This window comes from Spirosoma knui (assembly GCF_054780635.1).
The window spans coordinates 81,283-100,892 of sequence record NZ_BAAGVY010000015.1 but is presented as its reverse complement, the minus strand read 5'-3'; the positions used below and the strand labels follow the sequence as shown (position 1 = coordinate 100,892).

The following is a 19,610-nucleotide window of genomic DNA, read 5'->3' as shown; positions in this document are numbered from 1 at the left end:
GTATATTTACCGAAAACAACCGCCATGCTTCGCCTAAAGCTTTATCCCAATGAATTCAAAGGCATGATCAGCTTTTTGTGGCAGATCACACAGGGCCAGCAAAATTTAGACCTGGTGTTTCAGAATGTGGCAATGCTGGTGTTGCTCGACTATCGAGCCAGTTGGAAACACCACCGGCTCAGCGCCTGGCTGGACCGCCGGGCCGACAAATCCTATCAACTCAATCTGCCCTTGTCGGTGGCGAAAGCGCTGCACCAGGCTATGCCCGAAAATCGGCTGGAGCCTGATCAGCAGTTGTTCTTACACAAATTAGATCAGGCCGTCGTCAGTCACCGGGCTCCGTCGCGGCCGTTTCTATTGGGTGAGTTACTGTAGAAATCATCCGGTGATGTTCCACAGGCTGGTGTTGGGTTGCATCCCCCAATACGTAATAGATCAGAAATATAGATACGCGTTGCCGACTACGCCGAACAAAGCAGCCCTAAAAGATATTACGTGATAGAAATGTACTGGCAGACAGTACGAACGTCAGTCTTTGTTTATTACGTAACGTTATGACACCATCAACACCATCGGTTGCCGAGGCCACCGCTGCGGTACGCGAACAGCTTATTCAATTTCTGACCGGGAGTAACGCCCATCAGTCGCTCGACGGGGCGCTTAACGACTTGCCGGCCTCGCTGCGCGGGGTGAAACCCGATAAGCTTCCGTATAGTATCTGGCAACTGGTCGATCATATCCGCATTGCGCAGTGGGATATTCTGGAGTTTTCCCGGGATGCCAATCATCAATCGCCACCGTGGCCGGAAGGCTATTGGTCGAGGGAAGCAGCACCTGCTGATGAGGCCGCCTGGGAGCAGGCCCTGCAGCAGATTAAGCAGGACCGGGGGGCGTTCATTGCCTTATTGAACGATCCCGAACGGGATTTATATATTCCCTTCGCGCACGGTGATGGCCAGAATCTGCTTCGCGAAGCGTTGCTAATTGGCGATCATACGGCGTATCATGTTGGCGAAATTATCCTGATTCGGCGCTTGCTGGGTGCCTGGAAAAGCTGAGACTGCTCCGTTTATCGAAGTAGACCCGCGAACACTTGTTTGGTGTAGGCCAGATCCTGCCGGTGCGCTTCAACGGGCCCCATCGTGTTTGGCGAGCCTTTTTCCAGGCATTGTTCCAACACCAGCAACGGACGAACCCCCTGCGCTTTGAGGTCATTGGCCAGTCGGCGGTAGTCGATGTCGCCATCGCCGAATGTCTCCTGCCAGATACCTCCTTTCGATTGCCGGATGTGCACTTCGACGATTCGTTTACCGTATAGCTTCACAACGTCGAACAGGGCGACCTGCGAGTTGCCCGATCCCCGATACACCCAGTGGGCGTCCAGGCAAAGCGATACGTGTTTAGGGTCGGATGCTACCAGCATGTGGTGAAATTCGCGGGCGGCCTGCCGATGCTCGGGAGCATGGGTATGGTAGGCCAGCACCAGGCCGCGTTTACGTAACTCGGCTCCGAGTCGGTCGAGGTTTTTAACCTGCTCGTTCAGGTCCGCATCACTCTTGTCGTCGTCGCTACCCCATTTAATCGGGCTGGGGTTCGTGACTACAATCGTAGTTCCGAGAGGCTTGGCAGCATCGGCGATGGCTAATACTGAGTCAATAGACTGCTGAGCGTCATCGGCGCGGTGGAGCGTGCTGTTTACGTAGAGCGACGGCATTGTCAGTTTATACTTTGCCAGATAAGGCGCAAGTTTATGTACCTCATCAGCGTCGTTGACCGAGGGTTCATAGGCCGTTAAGCCAGTCTGTACGTACTCGGCGAATGACGCGTCCGGATTGGCCATCCATTGCTTCTTTTCCCGACTGTAAAACGTACCCCAGGTATACGCATTGCAGGAGACAGATTTTGGAGGGTCTACCGAAGCCGCCAGCAGCGATTGACGACCAGTCAGTAACGTAGCGCTGGTAAGGGCAGCCAGCGAACCCAGAAAATGACGACGAGTTGATGACATGAGGTGAAGCTGTCGGAGTTAGCGATAACGGTTCAGGCTGGGAAACTTAAGTTTTTTCTGCCATTTACGCTAATTCTCACAGGCTACGTTTACCCGGTGCCGTTCGCTGCAAACGTCTGCACAGTAACACATGAAACAAAGTTAGTAGAGAGGAGTTTGTATAGAACTACCTTAAAACGTTACGTGTGGAAGCCTTACTACTAGTGACCGCTACAGTTTATGCGTGGGCCGCGATTCAGTTTCTGCTGTCGAAGAAAGTCCTTTTTCAGCCGCTGAAGTAGGCTGAGCGGTTTTTGAATGCTGACAAACCGGCAATTGATTACGTTCGATTCGTTGCCGAAAATAAATTTATGATGACGCCTGCTGATTTTACCGTCTTAATAATTGAATCAAACTAATCTTAACGTTACAAGCATGAAACACATCTTCCGTCTGCAATGGGGCTATTGGGTAGCCTTTCTGATTTTAGTTGGTTCTAACTACTGCCAGGCTCAACATGAGCCGTTCCGGGGAGCCAACATGATTATCCTGTCAACAAGTCTGGCCGATAAAGAAGCTTATCAGACCATTATGCAGATTTTGGCTGAGCAGCCGATTGGCGTAACGGTCAATAACGACGGCTTGCTGATCCGGTCTGGCGAGAATTCATCGCTGGCGGCCAAAGGATTAGTGTTTGAAGGGCAGTTGGTGGTTAGCACCGGAATCGTTAAACTTTCGGGCCGCATCTTCGACATGGCAGATAAAACCGGGGGGAGTGCCACCGGTAAAACGATTGCGATTGCTTACACCAAAAGCCGTACATCGCTGCAAACCATTGGCTTCCTGTACATGGATGAACTAGCCAGGAAGTTACAGGCGGCCTTACGGGGACCTATAATGTACAAGTATCAGGAAAGCATTATTTAGTGTCGACGCGATCTGTGAAGCTGTTTAGAGTTTTAGATTGAGCGTGTTTTTGTCATTCCGAGGCACGACCGGGCCTCGGAATGACAAAAACGTTACGTTCTTATCTATTCTGAAAATCCTAAATAAGCTGTAGAACGACTTCTATTTTTTCAAAATTACCCGCACCTGGCTTAATAAACCCGATGGCAACAGTGGTGAGTCGGGTTGGTAAAAAGGCATTGTCGTAAACGTCGTCCGTTGCTTCGGATCAAGCTTGGCGTCGCCAACCAGCCGATTTACCCAAAGATTAGTCACCCGCACTTCCAGCGTGTTGGCACCGGCTTTCAGCGCGTCCGTTACGTCCAGCGTAAACGGCTTTTTCCAGACGGTTCCTACATTCTTGCCGTTAACGACAACTTCGGCCAAGTTCTTTACGTCCCCTAAATCCAGTTCATAGTGACCACCTTTTACTACGTTGGCAAGGGTAAACGGGGTGTTGTAAGCGGCAGTACCGGAGAAGTACTTGACGTCGGCGTCAGGATGTTCTGACCAGGACGTTAATTGCGGAAACGTCATATTTTTAGCTTCCGTGCGGGTTTTGAACGTGACCGTCCAGGGTGACGAGAGGGTTAAGACTGGTGTTACCGTAACCGCCGGTTTGGTGTACGTTGTTGCGGTGGTCCTATCTTTAAAGACAATGAAATAAGCGTCCCACGATTCAAAATGAAGAGGCACTACTGTTCGTCCGTTTTTGACCTGGTACGACACCTTTTCAACCGCTCCCGTCTGCGGATTCCACAATTCAGGGGCTTTGCCCGTCACCCGGAAACTAAGCTCGGCATCGTTCGGGTTTTCGCTGCGGCTATTCAGCCAGTAAATATCTTCGTCGCCGGTCTGGCGGTGTACGTAAAGGACTTCGGCTTTGGCGTTGCTGATCAGGACATCTTCCGGTACGTTCATGGACTTCAATACGTCGGCTGCGGGTTTGTTCACCGATACCGTCGGCTTGCTCCAGATTTCATTGACCAGGGCCGTAAATTCCGCTGGACTGTCGCTTAAGCTAGGTGATTTTTCGGGTTTAGCGCCGGTAACGTAAGCGCCTGCTTTGACCAAATCTCTGATTTTCTTGAGTACGGGTACGGTCATCAGTTTCGCCGTCTCGTCCAGCACCAGCACACTGTAGGCCATGCCAGTCGGGGTGACGAGCTTGCCATTCTTCACCTGCACCTGATTCATCAGGGCCGACGCGTTAATGAAATCGTACTCGTAACCGGAAATGCTGGGTAGTTTCGTGGCGAATGTGCTGGTGATGTTATGGTTCTCTCCGTAGTAATACAAGACATCCGCCACAAATTTGCCCTGTTGCAATAGATACGAACTGCGACCCAGGTAGTCCATCCAGGGTTTTGCCTGTTCTGCCCAAGTTTCCTGACGGGTGAAATACTGGCCGAAGGGTCCCAGCGAAAATCCGGGTTTCTTATCATCGAGCGGCTGGTGCACGGAGGTGTGAATCACAAAGCGGTTCAATCCCGACGCCATCTCCATATCGGCCGTCCGTTTGAGTTTCTCGGGATGGAACGTAAAGGCGTTGCCGACGGAGGTCATGGACTCGGCTGCTACCAGGTTCTGGCCGTAGATGTGAGCCACTGATGCCGACTCCCGGATGTCGGCTTTGCTGCGCACTTCCTCGTCAGCGCCACCGGCTAAACTGCCCGGCGTCCACATGGCCGACATAGGAATATCAGCGTTCCGTTTTACGTCCATACCGTCGGCCAGAAAGATCCGTTTGTTCTCGTGCGACTCGGTGTACCGTTTCATACCGCGCTGGTGCAGGGCTTCACCGATGACATCGTAGTGATTTTCGGCGATGAGTTCGCCGATGGTCCGGCGAAAGTCCCACAGGAAGTTTTCACTGGCTTCGGCACTTTTCACGACGCGCCCGGTCAGGACCGGAATCCAGGGCTTGAGGTCATAGCCACGCCGTTTGGCAAACTCCTCCGGCAAGGTTTTCGTCCAGGTCATGTGGCCCGCTTCGTAGCTATCCAGCACCATGTACTGCAACCCCTTAGCGCCCATCTGCCCACCCGTGGCATCCTTGTACATGTCGAGATACGTATCGATGTATTTCCGGACGGCTGCCTTGTCCAGTTTATCCACTTCCAGGCCGGTTGCTTCGGGCGAAGCCGGGTGGTTCTGACGGCCCGTCAGCGAATAACCCAACCGGATAATGACCCAGTTTCCCGCGGGGGGCGTCCACGTCAGACGACCATCAGGGGTCATCTTCGCGGTCAGATCGACTACGTCTTCGGCAGGAATGGCGTCGGTCTGGGTGGTGGTTGGCAGTGGACCCGTTTCTTTCCAGGGCGTAAACCCGGCTTTGTCCTCAAACAAATGGATACGGTCGGTATTGTGCAGCACCAGTTCTGCTACGTCGACCCCGGCGGGTTTAGGCACTTCAGGCTTAGCGCCCATCATGGCAGCAAACCGGTTCACCTCGGGCGGTAACGTTTTAAACGTAAACCGGAAGAACTTAGCGGTCGTAGGCGGAATGCTTACGGTGTTTTGGGGAACGATGCTACCCGGAACCGTGGCAACCTCCCGGAACTTAGTGCCATCGTCACTGACTTTCAGCGAGCGGTTCTCAGGCCCTCCGTTGAACTCTTCCAGGCCAACATGACTGGCTCCCGCGACTGAAAACGCTTTGAAGGTCTGGGGCGTCTCAAATTCGTATTGAATCCACATATCTTCGCCTACGGCGGTGGGGGGGAGGTGCTTCGTCGTATTGAGATCCCCGTCGGTCAGTTCGCTTACGCTAAACGTACCACCGCTGGATGTTACGTTCGGGTTGAAGGCCGTGAGGAGTTTGTCGGTATTGGGAACGCGATACGCGACCACAAGGGCATCCTGGTAAAAGGTGGGTAGCTCGCCGGCGGCTCCGCCCAGCATGGTCGCTTTGGGCAGGGCGACATGCTGAAAATTGCCCGTAGTTGCCGGTGGCTGCGGTAGAATACCCGAAAAGGGTTGCCCACCACTGACGCGCGTTTCGGTCCAGACGTATTTCTTCATGCCATCCTGCGGCTGCACCCAGGGACCACCCGTAACGCTCCAGCCCGGTGAGCCGGCAATGGCCATTTCAAGCTGTAGTTTCTGGGCCAGATCGGTCGTGAACTTAAACGCGTCTTTCCAGTCGGGGGTCATAAAGACCAGCTTCTTCGGAACGACCAGGGGCGTGAATAAACTAGCGTCGAAGTTCTGAAAACCGCCGATCCCCACGCGGTTCATCCATTCGAGGTCCTTCTGAATCCCTTCTATAGTAATGTTGCCGTTCATCCAGTGCCACCAGACTCGTGGTTTAGCTGAATTGGGTGGAGTCTGAAAACCGCCTTTGAGTGTAGAGCCAGTCTGTGCCAGCCCCGGTTGACTGAGCAGCGACAAAACCAGCAACAGTCCGGTCGCTTTAGGGATTACGTGAGATCGTTTCATGGGAAAGGTAGGGTTTAGTCAGGAATAGGGGTTGAGCGATAAGGGGTTACGTATGGGGACTTCCAGGTGAACCTTAGTTAGTCAAAACGGGTAAATATAAAATGAGGACGGGGCTCAATTTCCGTCCTCATTTTGTCAAGCGCCTTCCAGTCTACTTAATTTTTCAGACGCTTTGCCTTTGCATCGAACATATTCATCAGGCTGCCTTTCAGGTTGTCATCATCGACTTTCGTCAGTTCAAGAGTAACATCGTAACCCTGAGCCGTAAAAGCCATAGACAGCTTATCGGTACTTTCTTCGATGCTGGTGAGGGGAATCTTTTCTCGGGATGGATCGGTAGGGTCGGCTAGCTGACCGGTAAGTTTGCCGTCTTTCCGGACGAGGTTCGTAACAAATTTGGCGTCACCGTTAGGCGTTCCCGTTACTACGATCTCCCATTTGTCGGCGAAGAAATCAGCGGGAGCGGGTGCCTGCGCTATGCCTTTGACGGCAACGAGCAGAATGCACATGATGAAAAACAAGCTTACTTTTTTCATGAATCTATTTGATTAAGGGTGAGAGCAAATAATGGGTTATGAACCAGATACATCGGTACGCCTGGCAGACCAGGCGTACCGATGTATGCGCAACTTACCGGCTTGACAGGTTTGCGCTGTTAAGAACCGCTTCTACGGCCATCACCACCATCAGGCTGCCGCTGGGCTCGTTCTGATTCACGTACACCAGGTACACATCGTGCGGTTTATTGTCGAAGCCAGCAGGCAGCTTGACCGGAGCCATCAACTCGGCGGGTTTGAAGTCCATCTTATCGGAAGCCGCCAGGAATGATGACTCTCCAATGAGCTTACCGGTCGGGCTGTCCAGGCGTAACTCAACCTTACCACCTTTTGCATTGAGCTGAGGTTTGGGCGCTACGGCCATGATCTTGAACGCGGTTACGCCGTTCAGGTCCACCTGCTTGATGCCCATGTAAGCGCCCGATTTTGACGGGATGGCGAGGTTGTTGCCACCAAACGACATCTTGTTCACGTTGTCGTACGTGTCGAAGCCGTGCGCATCAACTACCGCATTCCGCAGCACAAACGTTTTCTCGGCCCGCAGCGACGGCAGCCCTTTGGCTCCTTTGTCGGCATAGGAAGCCCGCACAATGTAAACACCTTTGCCTTTATCGCCCGAAGGCAGTTTGGCTGTATAGCTTCCTTTCACCGGCAGCGCGTTTGCACCGGCGGCTTCGCTCGACAGGCTCAGTACGTACTTGACCATCTCGGAGGCATCGGCGGTCGACAGCTGGGGGTGAGCCGACATGGGCGTTTCACCCCAGACGCCCGCACCGCCCGTGATCACTTTCTTAGTCAGCCGCTCCAGGGCCGAGTTATCGTTTTTGTATTTCTTCGCTACGTCGATGTAAGCTGGCCCGATCGACTTCTTCGCTACGCTGTGGCACGCCTTACAGTCGCTGGCTCCGAGCAGTTTTTTGCCCGTAGCCGTAAGCGCGCTGGCATCGGCCGAGCGGTGACCCTGCGCAATAGCGATCTGATCATAGCCCTCGGCCAGATAATCGATGTTGACGGCTACGCGATCGGGGTCAATGCCTTTGCCCAGCGTACCGTCTTCTTTGTCGCTGACCTTCACGTCGTAGCTGAACGGTTTGTTGGCTACGTAGAACGATTTGTTGGCACCGGGCATGTCCACCGTCAGAACGGGCGTTTCGTTGCCTACCGTAATGTCCATGGATTGCGACGTTACTCCGCCTTTGCCATCGTTGACCGTCAGCGTTGCTTTATAAACGCCTGGTTTTGCCAGTGTCATAGCTGCGTCGGGCGTGTTTACGACTTTCGTGAAGCCGTTTTTCGACGCAATTTTCCAGGAATACGTCAGCGCATCACCGTCGGCATCGGTGGTTCCCTGCGCGTTGAGCTTCAGCGCCAGCGGAGCCGAGCCACCCAGCTTGTTGGCGGCTACCTGCACCTGCGGCTTGCGGTTGCCGCCGTTGTATTCAATGCGAATCAGGCGGGCATCGTCGTTGGCGGTGAACCAGCCGGAGCCGTATTCGAGCATGTACAGGTCGCCGTTATCGGCAAACTCCATATCCATCGGGTTGCTGAATTTATAGCTCGGCATGAAGCGCTCCATCGACTGATAATTACCGTCCTTGTCCATCGTAACGGCCATAATCCAGCCACGCATCCAGTCGTAAGTAATTAGCTTACCATCATAGTAATTGGGGAAGGCACGGGGCGCTCCGGCAAAGTTATCCGAGTAGAACACCGGACCCGCCATGGCATTACGGCCACCGGCACCTACTAGGGGGAATTCGGACGAGGCATCATACGGATACCAGATAAAGGCTTTCTGAGCCGGTGGCAGCACGTTCAGGCCGGTGTTGTTGGGCGACGTATTGCTTGGCGCGTTTACATCCCACTTCTCGCCGGAGGTGTTGGCCGCAAAGTTGTATTTGTTGTAGGCTTTGTTATCGCCCACGAAATGGGGCCAGCCGAAGTTACCCGCCTTACGCGCCTGTCCGACTTCATCATGACCCGCCGGGCCGCGATTGGCATCGGGTTTGGCGGCATCAGGGCCAACTTCACCCCAGTACAGGTAACCGGTTTTGGGGTCTACCGAAATACGGAACGGGTTACGGTGACCCATCGTGTAGATTTCGGGGCGCGTCTGGGCGGTTCCTTTGGCGAACAGGTTGCCTTCGGGAATGGTGTACGTACCGTCGGGCTGGGGTTTGATGCGGATGATCTTACCGCGCAGGTCATTGGTGTTGGCCGACGACTTCTGCGCATCCCAGGCGCTGCGGCCTTCCCGTTCGTCGCTGGGACTAAAGCCGTTCGAGCCGTGCGGGTTGGTGTTGTCACCCGTCGAGAGGTACAGATTTCCCTGACGGTCCCAGGCAATCGAACCGCCGGTATGGCAGCACTCTTCGCGCTGGGTCGCTACGTCGAGCATTTCTTTCTTCGAGTCCATCACCAGTTCGTCGCCTTTCAGCTCGAAGCGGGCCAGTACGTTCCGCGATGCGTTCGGGTCCGAATAGTACAGGTAAATCCAATGGTTTTGCGCGAAGTTCGGGTCTTTACTCAGGCCCAGCAGGCCATCTTCACCCATCGACTCCTTGCCTTCCTTGTTCACGTATTTAACGCTAACAGGTAGTTTGGCGATGGTTTTCAGTTCTTTGGTTTTGGTGTTATACAGCCGAACCTCGCCCTTGCGCTGAATGAACAGAATCCGTCCGTCGCCTAGTACGCTCAGTTCCATCGGCTCGTCGAGTTTCTCGGCCAGAACCACTTTGCTAAACCGGTTTTCTTCCGGCCGGGCTTTTGAAAAGTCTAGCGATTTCGGGCTGTCGCCCCCGGCTGTGTAATTAATCCCCGCCCATAGGTGGTTCAGAAACAGGGGTTCGGCGAACGTTTCGTCGGTATGGCCCATTGCCGTGTAAAACGCGCGGCCACCGTCGAACTCCTGATACCAGCTCATCGGGTGAAAATCTGGGTTCTTGCCACCTGTGTAGCTCTTGTCGTCGATTTTCAGGACGACGTTGATTTTCGGCGAGATGTCTTTAAAACTGTAAAATTCATCGCTGCGCTCAAACTCGTCGGGCATGCCTTTGGTAGCCCAGTGGTTTTTCATCGCGACGATGAACTTGCCCTTCTGCACATTATTGGGCATGGGGTGGTCGAGGAAGTAGGCACCGGCCAGTTTGCCGTACCAGGGCCATTCGTACTCGGTGTCGGTAGCCGCGTGGATACCCACATAGCCCCCACCCGCCTGCACGTAACGCTCGAACGACGATTGCTGTTCGTTGTTGAGCACGTCGCCGGTGGTGCTCAGGAACACGACGGTGTTGAATTTTTTTAGATTCGATTCGGTGAACTGAGAGGCATCCTCCGTGAAACTCACGCCAAATCCTTTCTCCGTTGCCATTTTGGCCAGCGCCTTTTTTCCGGCTTCGATGGACTGGTGCCGGAAAGCAGCCGTTTTACTAAAGACTAATACGTTGATTTTGGGCGATTGAGCATATAGCGGAAGGGAAGCGAGCCATACGCTGCATAAAAGAGCGATGGCTACCAGGCGGTTAGCTTTCATTGGAGAAACGGTTAACGAACGATTATTGAACAAATGTAAGAGGAAATCTTTTTATTGTCTTTTTAGTAGACAATAAATTTTATTCAACTCTATATTTGCATAGTCATAAGCTGGAGCTTTTAGCCTTATCCCCTTATTCCCTTATAATTCTCAATAAAGGCTTATTAACATGGTGCTGCGACGTTCTTTACTCATTAGCACCTACTACGTTATACGATTAAAAGAGGTCTGGTGAGCGAGCCAGCCTCCTTACCTGATACGTTCTTATGCACCAGTGAGTAGACAATCCGCTCGCTGGCTTACTGAATACACCATGAATGCGCTAAGTGAACAAAACTATATTCAACAGCTTTCTATCGACTGCGTCATTTTTGGCTATCAGGAACGTAAGCTAAAAGTATTGGTGCCTAAACTGGATTTCAAGGGTGATTTCTGGGCATTGCCAAGTGGATACATTGATCAGAATGAAAGCATTGACCAGGCTGCCCGCCGAATATTGGAGGGTCGGACCGGAATCAAAGATATTTATCTGGAGCAGTTCCGCATATTTGGGGACACCGAACGCAGCAACATCCGCTTTCTGAAGCGAATGATCGAGCTGAACAAGGAAAAGATTGGGGGAAGTCACTTCATTCAAAAGGGGTTTGACTGGATCACCCGCCGGTTTATATCCATCGGCTACTACGCGCTGGTGGATATAAACAAGGTCATCCCTCAGAAAAGTGAGATTGACGAGTCCATCGACTGGTACGACATCAACCAGTTGCCCACCCTGATAATGGACCACAACGAGATGGTGAAATGCGCCCTTGAAACGCTTCAGTTGAATCTCGACCACAAACTGATTGGCTTTAACCTGCTCCCGGAAACGTTTACGATGAAGGAAGTGCAGGAACTCTACGAAGCGATCTTCGACAAGCCGTTTGCCCGGAATAATTTTCAGAAGAAGATCCTGGACCTGAACGTGTTGGAGCGCCTGGACAAGAAGTTTACCGGCGCAGCTAACAAAGCGCCCTACCTGTACCGCTTCCTAAAGGAGACGTAACGTTTACGGGTTCCGTACCGTAGATTGTTGGTGCTAAGCCGTAACGCCCGGCATCGAACCCTTCGTCTACGTTCCTATGAAGCTGCGAACTGCTTTATTTCTTGGCTGTTTAGGGCCTGCTCTGCTCACCGGATGGGCGCAAAGCCCGGTTCCTTCGCGCTCGACCGGGCAATCCTTCAGTGACCCTAACGGCGGTTACCAGTTTAACGGTCCGGCTGGCTGGACGTTGCAGAGCCAGCAGGGTGGCTGGGTGTTTATGCGGGCCGGTCGGCAAACGATCCTGACGGTTAGCCCGCATCAGTACGCCAGTGTTGAGGCCGTGCTCAGTGATGCCTACGACCAGCAGGATGCCGCCAGCAATACGTCGCTCCAGGTCCGTAAGGAACGGTACGGGTCCAATGGAGCGCTGGCTACGTTCTGGGGAACGCTCAGGAGTCAACCGGTTGTGCTCACGGTGCTGACCCTGGTTTCGCCCAATGGTGGTGGCGTGTCACTAACGACGATTGCTCCGCAGGCTGAGTACAATGCGGAGTTATCCCAAACGCTCAAGAGTATAGCCGCCAGCGTTACGTTCACTAAACCGCAGACATCGGCGGTAGCCCGGCAGTGGCAGCAGCGGCTGAGCGGTCGGCAGTTGCTGTATTTTTATACCGCCAGCGGCTTTTCGGAGAAGCAATCCTACGATCTGTGTGCCAACGGTACGTTTATTTACGCCACCGATGCCTCGGCCAGTAGTTCGAATGCGAATGATTCGTTTTCGGCGGTTACTCAGGACGGTAACACTGGTAACTGGCGCGTGATAACCGAAGGCAGTCAGACGGTAGTGATACTTACGTATCGCAATGGGCGCGTGGCCCGACTAGCCTTGACCAACAACAGCGGTGGCAACGGCATCCTGCTCAACGGAAAGCGATACCTGACTCAGGCCAGTTCGATGTGTCCTTAACCGCGTAATATGGCCTTGTCGTCTGCTGAGTGCTGTATGTCATTACCGAAGATGGTTGACCGAGTTCAAACACACGATTGAGCAAAGCGCTCGGCCAGTTCGCTGATTTCCTGATGTTTGGCTAGGCCTTGTATCCAATGAGCCGGGATAGATTCATCGCTATAGTATAAACCAGCAAGACCACCTGTGACAGCACCTGTAGTATCTGTGTCACCGCCTAGGTTAACCGCTTTCAGCACCGCTGATGAATAGGTCGAGGTGGTCAGGAAGCACCATATACTACTTTCCAGTGTATCGATTACGTACCCCGAACTCCGTATTTCATTTTCTGACAGAAGGGAAATGTTGTTTTTCAGGAGCCGGTCAAATAAGGCTATTTCTTCGGGCGAGAACTTATGGGTAGCAATAAATTGATTGATTGTTTGCTGCGCATTTTCGTAGGCCGTCAACTTGTCTACGTCCGTAAATAAAGCTGAACACAATTCAACGTAAATAAAGCACGATATAACTGACCGTACGTGTTGATGAGTGATGCCCGATACTAGTTTAACAACCTCAAATCGTTCATTGACTGATTCCACATTACGCAAGTGGAAAACGATAGGAAGTATGCGCATGAGCGAGCCATTCCCATTGCTAAATTCAGCCATTCCGCCCGATAATTTCGGAGATGTGCCGCTGTGCAACCGGTCGATGGCTTCGCTGGTTGCATTGCCAATGTCGAAGACAGTATCGTGAGCGCCCCAGTAGCCGTGATGAGCCCACCGAATGAAGCGTGTGGCTATATCTGATAGGTCGAAGCCATTGCACAAGCTTTCTGCGGTACAAAATACCAGAGAGCTGTCGTCGGAGAACGTACCCGGTGGTTGGTTCCAGGTGCCATACCCTATATAATCGGTTATGGGGCTGCTGCGAAGGTAATCTCTCGATTTAAACTCAACGGGGACACCCAGTGCATCGCCGATGGCCGTTCCTAAAAAAGCTCCTTTTATTTTTGAAACCATAGTACCCTTGGCTGTTGTGGAAGTTGGTTTTGACTGACTTCAATACTGGTCGTAAAAATAAACGGAATAATTACCTCACCTGACTAGCACAGGATTCACTAATTGAACGAATGGCGAAATTCGAGCGGAGTGGCATTAGTCTTACTCTTAAATAATTTACTGAAAGACTGTGGATGCTCGAACCCCAGCAAGTAGGCAATTTCACTAATTGACAGATCCGTCGTCGATAATTTTTCTTTGGCCTTGTCAATGAGTTTGTCGTGAATGTGTTGTTGGGCGTTTTGCCCAGTCAGCGTCTTTAACAAACTACTCAGGTAGGTAGGCGACAGATTAACTTGCTCTGCCAGGTACCCAACCGTTGGTAAACCGGTTTTTAAGAGTTCACCGCTGCTAAAATAAGCATCAAGTACGGCTTCGAATCGGTCAAGAATAGTGTGGTTGGTAATCTTCCGGGTAATGAACTGACGCTGATAGAACCGGTCGGCATAATTAAGCAGCACCTCGAGTTGAGCAATGATAATATTTTGACTGAACTTATCGATTGGTGCCTGGTATTCCTGCTGAATCTGCTGAATGATCCCAACGATCATCAGTTCTTCCTTCTCCGACAAAAATAAGGCTTCACGAATGGAATAGTCGAAATACTCATGTTGCCGAATTGTTTTAGCGAGGGGCGTATTCCACAAAAAGTCGGGGTGAATCATTAGTAGCCAACCCGTATGCTCATGCGATTCGTCGGCTGTAACAGTAAGTACCTGACCAGGCGCCAGGAAGACCATCACGCCTTCGTTAAAATCATACGCCTGCTGACCATATTTCATCCGACCGTTGAAGTTTCGTTTCAGCGCAATCGAATAAAAATTGTTAACGATGCTTCTGGGTGATTCACTCTTTTGCGGTTTGACGTCGTCGAACCGAATCACACTAATGAGCGGGTGAGCGGGCTTAGGCAGACCCGCAAACTGATGATACGTGGCTATCGAATCGATTCGGTGCAACAACTCCGTTGGCATAAGTGGGTAAATAGGTAGGAGTGAGAAGATAGAAGCGAGGAGTAAGGCATTCTAAGACTTAGGCCGTAGCACACGGGACTTACACGTACTCCTCACTTCACCTTTCTCTCTCCCCGCTTCTTAGTCACTAACTATACAACAATGATAACCCTTCTTTGAGTGCAATCGGCTTTCGGCCGAGCAGCTTTTCCAGGTCGGGGCTTATGGCGTCTTCCTGCCCGTTGGCGATGTCGGTCACAAATCCGGTAATTCGACGAGCTACAACAGGAGGTAAACCGCGCCCGATCAATTGCGTTTCAAAAGACGCTGGCTCAGCCGGTGTATACGTCACTGGCTTACCGGATAGATCGGTCAAAGCAGCCGCTACATCATAGAAGGAATACGATTCGCTGCCGGTGAGCTGGTACGTTATGTTGCCTTCAAACTCATTAGACAGAGCGTTGGCCATCGCTTCGCCCATCTCACTACGTAGCGCAAGTGCAACCCGGCCCTCCCCGGCCGGTACGTAGATACCGCGTTCAAACACGGCGTCTCCACCCACAAACTGCGGAATGGCGTCCAGGTACAGACTGTTCTGAAACAGCGTATAGGCCAGCCCACTTGCTTTAATGTAATCTTCCGATTGAAAGTGCCCGTCCATCAACCGGTTGACCAGCGTAGTCCGGTCTTTCAACGCCCGGCTCGTATACGCAATCCGCTGAACCTGTGCGTTTCGGGCCGCGTCCACGACCTGCTGATGTTGACGGACCCGGTTTTCTTCATCCGTCCCGGCAATCAACAAAACGGTTTTAATGTCCTGCATGGCACTGTCGAGGGAGTCAATATCGTCGTAAGTCCCAATACGTATGGACACTCCCTGTTCAGTTAAGTCGATGGCTTTGTTTTTGTCCCGCACAAAGGCGGCAATATGGCTGGCGGGTAGCTTTTGCAATAGCTGTTGAACGACTGCGTTGCCTAAGTGGCCTGTAGCCCCGGTTACTAAGATCATGATGTTGTTTGGTTTTGCTCATGACAAAGGTCCGGTAGACTCAACACACAAACGTAGCCAGATTTGTGATTGTCGTAGCCAAATTAACGAACCGTATAGATCGATCAGTTCACATCAATAAGCAAAGACCTAACGGGTAGCGTAAAGCTCTGTTGATAGGGTTGGGAGAAGCTACGAGACAGAGTTCGTTGATTTCGTATACGATAGTGACTTCTGCAATAGCCACGCCAGTTACTCCGTACGATTTGACCGGCCAACGCCCCCACCACCGGGCGTTTCGATACGGATTCGCTCGCCTGCCTGCATTGCCCGCGTGAAAATGCCGGGCAATGCATCTTCCTGACCATCATTGTAGATCAGCGTTTGTCGGCCTGGTTTCCCATCTTCTCCACCGTTCAGCCCGTAGGGAGAGACAACGCGGTGCTGGCTGAGCAGGGTGGCCTGCACAGGCTCCAGAAACTCAATCTCGCGGATGATGCCATCGCCACCGGTCCATTTACCGGCCCCTCCTGAGTTGGTACGGATGCTGAACTGACGTAATCGAACCGGGTAGCGCCGTTCGAGTTCTTCGGGATCGGTGAGTTTGGTATTGGTCATGTGCTGGTGTACGGCCGAACGTCCGTCTGCGCCATGAGTTGCACCGGCACCCCCACCGATGGTTTCGTAATACCCAAAAGCGCCCGAGGCCGCGCCCGACTTGCCGAACAGAAAGTTGTTCATGGTTCCCTGGCTACAAGCCGCCAGATTCAACGCTTTCAGCAACGTATCGACTAGCCGCTGACTGACTTCGGTATTGCCGCCCACAACGGCAGGGCAACGCGCTGATTCATCGGGGAATATCGGGTTGAGAAACGACGAATCCGGTAGAATCAAATCGACCGGTGCCATCAGCCCTTCGTTCAGCGGAATGCTTACCGGAGTCGTTGACTCATCAGCCTGATTAGAAGCGATCCAGAGCCGGATAACGTACAGTATGGCGCTGTACAAAATGGATACGTTCGCGTTCAGGTTGTTGGGGTGGACAGCCGAGGTGCCTGTAAAGTCGAACGTAATGCGACCGTCTTTTACGCGGATAGCTACGCGGATGGTATGGCCATCGTCGAGCGATTCCTCGGCGGTAAAGCTCTGGCCGTTGAGGGGGTGCAGAACCGCTGAAATCGCCTGACTTGCCGATTGTTTCAACTGCGTCATGTACTGATGAACGGTGCTGAGGCCGTGCTGATAAACTAGTTCACGCAGCGCAGTTTCTCCGGCTCGCAGCGAGGCTAAGGCCGCTTCGATATCGGCGCGGTTTTCGGCTAGCGAGCGCGTTGGGTAAGGACCCTGGGTGAACTGCTGTTCCAGACCCGTTGGGCCATCCCATTGAAATTCCCCGGCTTTCATTACGTAGCGCGGTTCCAGCACAACCCCTTCTTCCAATAAAGAAACGGCATCGGGGGGCATTGAACCCGGTACTTTGCCGCCGATTTCGGCGTGGTGAGCGCGGTTGATGACGTAGCCAATCAGGTGCTGCTGGCCATACGGATCTTCGTTGGTAAACACACCACTGAGCAACGTAACGTCGGGGAGGTGCGACCCGCCGTATTTGGGGTGATTGACGATGACCACATCACCGGGTCCGACGGGTAGTTTGGCTACGGTCAAGCGGGCGCAGACGCCTAAGCTGCCCAGGTGAACGGGAATATGCGGGGCGTTGGCAACAAGTTCAGCGTTGGCGTCGAGTAAGGCGCAGGAAAAATCAAGCCGTTCCTTTACATTGACTGAAAACGCTGTGCGTTGTAGCTGAGCGCCCATTTCTTCGGCAATCGCCCGAAAACGCTGGGTGAACAACTCCAGCTGAATGACGTCATCAATCTGACCTATACGTCCAGAATGCGAGGAGGATGAGTTGACATCAACACGCGTCTCATGGCCTGAATCAGCCGGTAATTCGGCGGGAAAGGAATCGTCTTCGTCTTCGATATAGTCAACAATAACATTGCGGTTTGCCTGAACAACGAGCCGCCAACCGGGCTCGACGAAGGCCGAGGACGTGGTGTTCAGCAGCAACGCAGGGCCACGAAACGTATCGCCTTCCTGCAAAATGGTCCAATCGTATGCCGGAAACTCACCGGCAAAAAAGGCGGGCACGGCATGGCGATGACTCACCGGTGAGCCACTAGTAGCGTATTGGTCGCTGATGGTACTCGCCAGCACGCGCATACTTTCCACTTCAATAGGGCGCGGTTGGCCGTTGGTATTCGTCGGGTAATGACCGTAAAGGTGCTGATAGGCTTCCTGAAACTGGTCGGCCAGCGGCCGATACCCGTCCTCGTCGAACGGAATGGTCAACGTTGTTTCCTGACCCTGCAACCGAAGAAATAGCAGTACCGATTGAACCGCCACCGGACTATCCGGGCCCACATCCTGCCGCAGCAAGGTTATGGCCTGTTCCTCGACTTCGGCACGTATGGCGGGTAAATCGGCGTCAACCTGACTAAGCGGTTGCAGAATGGACTTCGACGTTATGCGTTCGATTCTGGCCTGTCCAATGCCGTAAGCGCTCAACAATCCCCCATCGAACGGAAGCAGAATCCGGCTCATACCGAGTCGTCGGGCGATGGCGCAACCGTGCAGTCCACCCGCACCGCCAAAAACCAGGAGTCCGTAGGCGGTCGGATCAAAGCCGCGGGCTACAGAGATTTTCTGGATTGCACCGGCCATCGTCTCGTTGGCGATACGTTCGAAACCACGCAGCAAAACGGTTGCATCGGGCGGGATGCTGGTTTTTTTGGCGATTTCATCGACAATGCGGCCTAAAGCCACCTGGGCTTTTTCTCGGAAAACCGGAATACCAAATTGGTTTGGGTGGAGCTTACCCAGCAGCAGATTTACGTCAGTAATGGTAAGCGGTCCGCCCGCACCGTAACAGGCAGGCCCCGGATTCGCTCCGGCGCTTTGTGGCCCCACGCGCAACTGCGAGCCATCGAACCAGCAGACCGAGCCGCCCCCGGCCGCTACGGTTTCAATGGCCAGTGCCGGAAGCTGCAGCTCAAACGGACCAATTTTGGTCGAAAAACGGTAATCCAAATGAGTCTGAATGCGTGCTACGTCGGTACTGGTGCCGCCCATATCGAGCGTTAATACGTTCATGCCGTCGGCAACGCTGGCAGCACCAATCACTCCGCCAGCCGGGCCACTCAGCAGGCTATCTTTCGGCTGAAACAGATCGGCACGGATCAGCCCCCCCGAACTGCTCATGACCCGTACGGGATGCCCGCCCAACTGCTGCTGCACGTTCTGTAGATAAGTGCGGAGGACGGGCGTCAGATAGGCATCCACGACGGCCGTTTGCGTACGCGCTACGTACCCAGGCGAAGTTGATACGTCCGTAGATAAGGTTATCAGTTGAAACCCAGCCGTGCGAAGAGCCTGCCGGAGCTGCTCTTCGTGGACGGAATTTCGGTACGCATTCAGCAGGGAAACCGCTACGGCGTCGGGATTTGTTTGCCGCAAATGATCCAGCAGTGAAGCTACGGTTTCATCCGACAAAGGCGTTAGGATTTGCCCGTCCGCAGAGACCCGTTCGTCGACTTCCAGCACCTGGTCATAGAGAACTTCGGCGGGTGGAATGGCCAGTTCAAACAAGTTGGGCCGTTGCTGCGTACCGATCAGCAGAAGATCCTGAAAACCTTTTGTCACTAGCAGGGCCACCCGACCACCTTTTCGTTCGAGTAAGGCGTTCGTGCCTTTTGTGGTGCCTAGCCGCATTTCCAGCGCGGGAAACGCCTGGTGAAGAAGTGTCTGGGTCAGCAGTCGGGCGGCCAGAACCGGCGCTTCTTCGTTGGTAAAAAGTTCGATCGTGAAGGAACCCGCCAGTGAGCCGGACCGTCCGCTTAGATTGGAGATCCGTAACGTACCATCAACGTCCAGCGAGTCAACCTGATAGATTTCGTCCGTTTCAATGATTCGGAGTTGATACCCGGCGAAGAGGGGAGTGGTTAACCAGGCGGCTTCTACACGGCCTTCAATCAAGCGTCCGCGCAGTCGGCTGCTGCTTAAGACTTTCGTACGGTGCAGAATGCCGTCGGGGTTAAGGGCCAGGCCGTCGGTGAACGTACCACCCGTATCAATCCAGATTTGCCACATGGGTTATGAGAGGTAAGCGCG

General features: G+C 53.1%; 13 protein-coding genes. 5 read left to right on the top strand and 8 right to left on the bottom strand.

Going from position 1 to position 19,610, the window contains the following annotated elements; genetic code table 11:
• The first annotated feature begins 24 nt into the window (after positions 1-24).
• Both ACYVIY_RS24930 and ACYVIY_RS24925 read left to right on the top strand, forming a co-directional pair.
• Positions 25-375, top strand: a complete 351-nt coding sequence (locus ACYVIY_RS24930) for a hypothetical protein (protein WP_460979236.1) — start codon at positions 25-27, stop codon at positions 373-375.
• Between the two features lie 179 nt (positions 376-554).
• On the top strand, positions 555-1,058 hold the full coding sequence (locus ACYVIY_RS24925; RefSeq protein ID WP_460979234.1) for a DinB family protein: 504 nt from the start codon (positions 555-557) through the stop codon (positions 1,056-1,058).
• Between the two features lie 11 nt (positions 1,059-1,069).
• Here ACYVIY_RS24925 and ACYVIY_RS24920 read toward each other — a convergent pair whose 3' ends face one another.
• Positions 1,070-2,008 carry a sugar phosphate isomerase/epimerase family protein gene (locus tag ACYVIY_RS24920; protein WP_460979232.1) on the bottom strand — a complete coding sequence of 313 codons (939 nt, stop codon included), beginning with the start codon at positions 2,006-2,008 and terminating at the stop codon, positions 1,070-1,072.
• 414 nt (positions 2,009-2,422) lie between these two features.
• Here ACYVIY_RS24920 and ACYVIY_RS24915 point away from each other — a divergent pair, with 414 nt between their 5' ends.
• Positions 2,423-2,914: a hypothetical protein gene (locus ACYVIY_RS24915; RefSeq protein ID WP_460979231.1), complete on the top strand. Its 492-nt coding sequence runs from the start codon at positions 2,423-2,425 to the stop codon at positions 2,912-2,914.
• A gap of 141 nt (positions 2,915-3,055) precedes the next feature.
• On the opposite strand, the gene ACYVIY_RS24910 is transcribed toward ACYVIY_RS24915, so the two are convergent.
• From ACYVIY_RS24910 to ACYVIY_RS24900, 3 genes are all read right to left on the bottom strand, one after another.
• Positions 3,056-6,376 carry a glycosyl hydrolase gene (locus ACYVIY_RS24910; RefSeq protein ID WP_460979230.1) on the bottom strand — a complete coding sequence of 1,107 codons (3,321 nt, stop codon included), beginning with the start codon at positions 6,374-6,376 and terminating at the stop codon, positions 3,056-3,058.
• A 155-nt stretch (positions 6,377-6,531) separates the two neighbouring features.
• The gene (locus tag ACYVIY_RS24905) at positions 6,532-6,912 is read right to left on the bottom strand and encodes a hypothetical protein (protein ID WP_460979229.1); all 381 of its coding nucleotides are present in this window, start codon (positions 6,910-6,912) and stop codon (positions 6,532-6,534) included.
• A 94-nt stretch (positions 6,913-7,006) separates the two neighbouring features.
• Positions 7,007-10,465 carry a ThuA domain-containing protein gene (locus ACYVIY_RS24900; RefSeq protein WP_460979228.1) on the bottom strand — a complete coding sequence of 1,153 codons (3,459 nt, stop codon included), beginning with the start codon at positions 10,463-10,465 and terminating at the stop codon, positions 7,007-7,009.
• A 313-nt stretch (positions 10,466-10,778) separates the two neighbouring features.
• Here ACYVIY_RS24900 and ACYVIY_RS24895 point away from each other — a divergent pair, with 313 nt between their 5' ends.
• The gene (locus tag ACYVIY_RS24895; protein ID WP_460979266.1) at positions 10,779-11,510 is read left to right on the top strand and encodes an NUDIX hydrolase; all 732 of its coding nucleotides are present in this window, start codon (positions 10,779-10,781) and stop codon (positions 11,508-11,510) included.
• A gap of 76 nt (positions 11,511-11,586) precedes the next feature.
• The gene (locus tag ACYVIY_RS24890; protein WP_460979227.1) at positions 11,587-12,456 is read left to right on the top strand and encodes a hypothetical protein; all 870 of its coding nucleotides are present in this window, start codon (positions 11,587-11,589) and stop codon (positions 12,454-12,456) included.
• A gap of 65 nt (positions 12,457-12,521) precedes the next feature.
• On the opposite strand, the gene ACYVIY_RS24885 is transcribed toward ACYVIY_RS24890, so the two are convergent.
• The 4 genes from ACYVIY_RS24885 to ACYVIY_RS24870 form a co-directional block, all read right to left on the bottom strand.
• A complete protein-coding gene (locus tag ACYVIY_RS24885) occupies positions 12,522-13,460 on the bottom strand; it encodes an ADP-ribosylglycohydrolase family protein (protein WP_460979226.1) in 939 nt (312 codons plus the stop codon).
• A 98-nt stretch (positions 13,461-13,558) separates the two neighbouring features.
• A complete protein-coding gene (locus tag ACYVIY_RS24880) occupies positions 13,559-14,473 on the bottom strand; it encodes a helix-turn-helix domain-containing protein (protein ID WP_460979225.1) in 915 nt (304 codons plus the stop codon).
• A 127-nt stretch (positions 14,474-14,600) separates the two neighbouring features.
• Complete coding sequence (locus ACYVIY_RS24875) at positions 14,601-15,461, bottom strand: SDR family oxidoreductase (protein ID WP_460979224.1); 861 nt, start codon at positions 15,459-15,461, stop codon at positions 14,601-14,603.
• A 231-nt stretch (positions 15,462-15,692) separates the two neighbouring features.
• Positions 15,693-19,589 (bottom strand): hydantoinase B/oxoprolinase family protein, encoded by a 3,897-nt coding sequence (locus ACYVIY_RS24870; protein ID WP_460979223.1) that lies wholly within the window; start codon positions 19,587-19,589, stop codon positions 15,693-15,695.
• Positions 19,590-19,610 lie beyond the last annotated feature (21 nt).

Coding starts and splice junctions, on each gene's coding strand:
- ACYVIY_RS24875 (WP_460979224.1), bottom strand. CDS start 15,461: ATGATCTTAGTAACCGGGGCTACAGGCCACTTAGGCAACGCAGTCGTT.
- ACYVIY_RS24920 (WP_460979232.1), bottom strand. CDS start 2,008: ATGTCATCAACTCGTCGTCATTTTCTGGGTTCGCTGGCTGCCCTTACC.
- ACYVIY_RS24915 (WP_460979231.1), top strand. CDS start 2,423: ATGAAACACATCTTCCGTCTGCAATGGGGCTATTGGGTAGCCTTTCTG.
- ACYVIY_RS24900 (WP_460979228.1), bottom strand. CDS start 10,465: ATGAAAGCTAACCGCCTGGTAGCCATCGCTCTTTTATGCAGCGTATGG.
- ACYVIY_RS24930 (WP_460979236.1), top strand. CDS start 25: ATGCTTCGCCTAAAGCTTTATCCCAATGAATTCAAAGGCATGATCAGC.
- ACYVIY_RS24905 (WP_460979229.1), bottom strand. CDS start 6,912: ATGAAAAAAGTAAGCTTGTTTTTCATCATGTGCATTCTGCTCGTTGCC.
- ACYVIY_RS24870 (WP_460979223.1), bottom strand. CDS start 19,589: ATGTGGCAAATCTGGATTGATACGGGTGGTACGTTCACCGACGGCCTG.
- ACYVIY_RS24895 (WP_460979266.1), top strand. CDS start 10,779: ATGAATGCGCTAAGTGAACAAAACTATATTCAACAGCTTTCTATCGAC.
- ACYVIY_RS24910 (WP_460979230.1), bottom strand. CDS start 6,376: ATGAAACGATCTCACGTAATCCCTAAAGCGACCGGACTGTTGCTGGTT.
- ACYVIY_RS24890 (WP_460979227.1), top strand. CDS start 11,587: ATGAAGCTGCGAACTGCTTTATTTCTTGGCTGTTTAGGGCCTGCTCTG.
- ACYVIY_RS24880 (WP_460979225.1), bottom strand. CDS start 14,473: ATGCCAACGGAGTTGTTGCACCGAATCGATTCGATAGCCACGTATCAT.
- ACYVIY_RS24925 (WP_460979234.1), top strand. CDS start 555: ATGACACCATCAACACCATCGGTTGCCGAGGCCACCGCTGCGGTACGC.
- ACYVIY_RS24885 (WP_460979226.1), bottom strand. CDS start 13,460: ATGGTTTCAAAAATAAAAGGAGCTTTTTTAGGAACGGCCATCGGCGAT.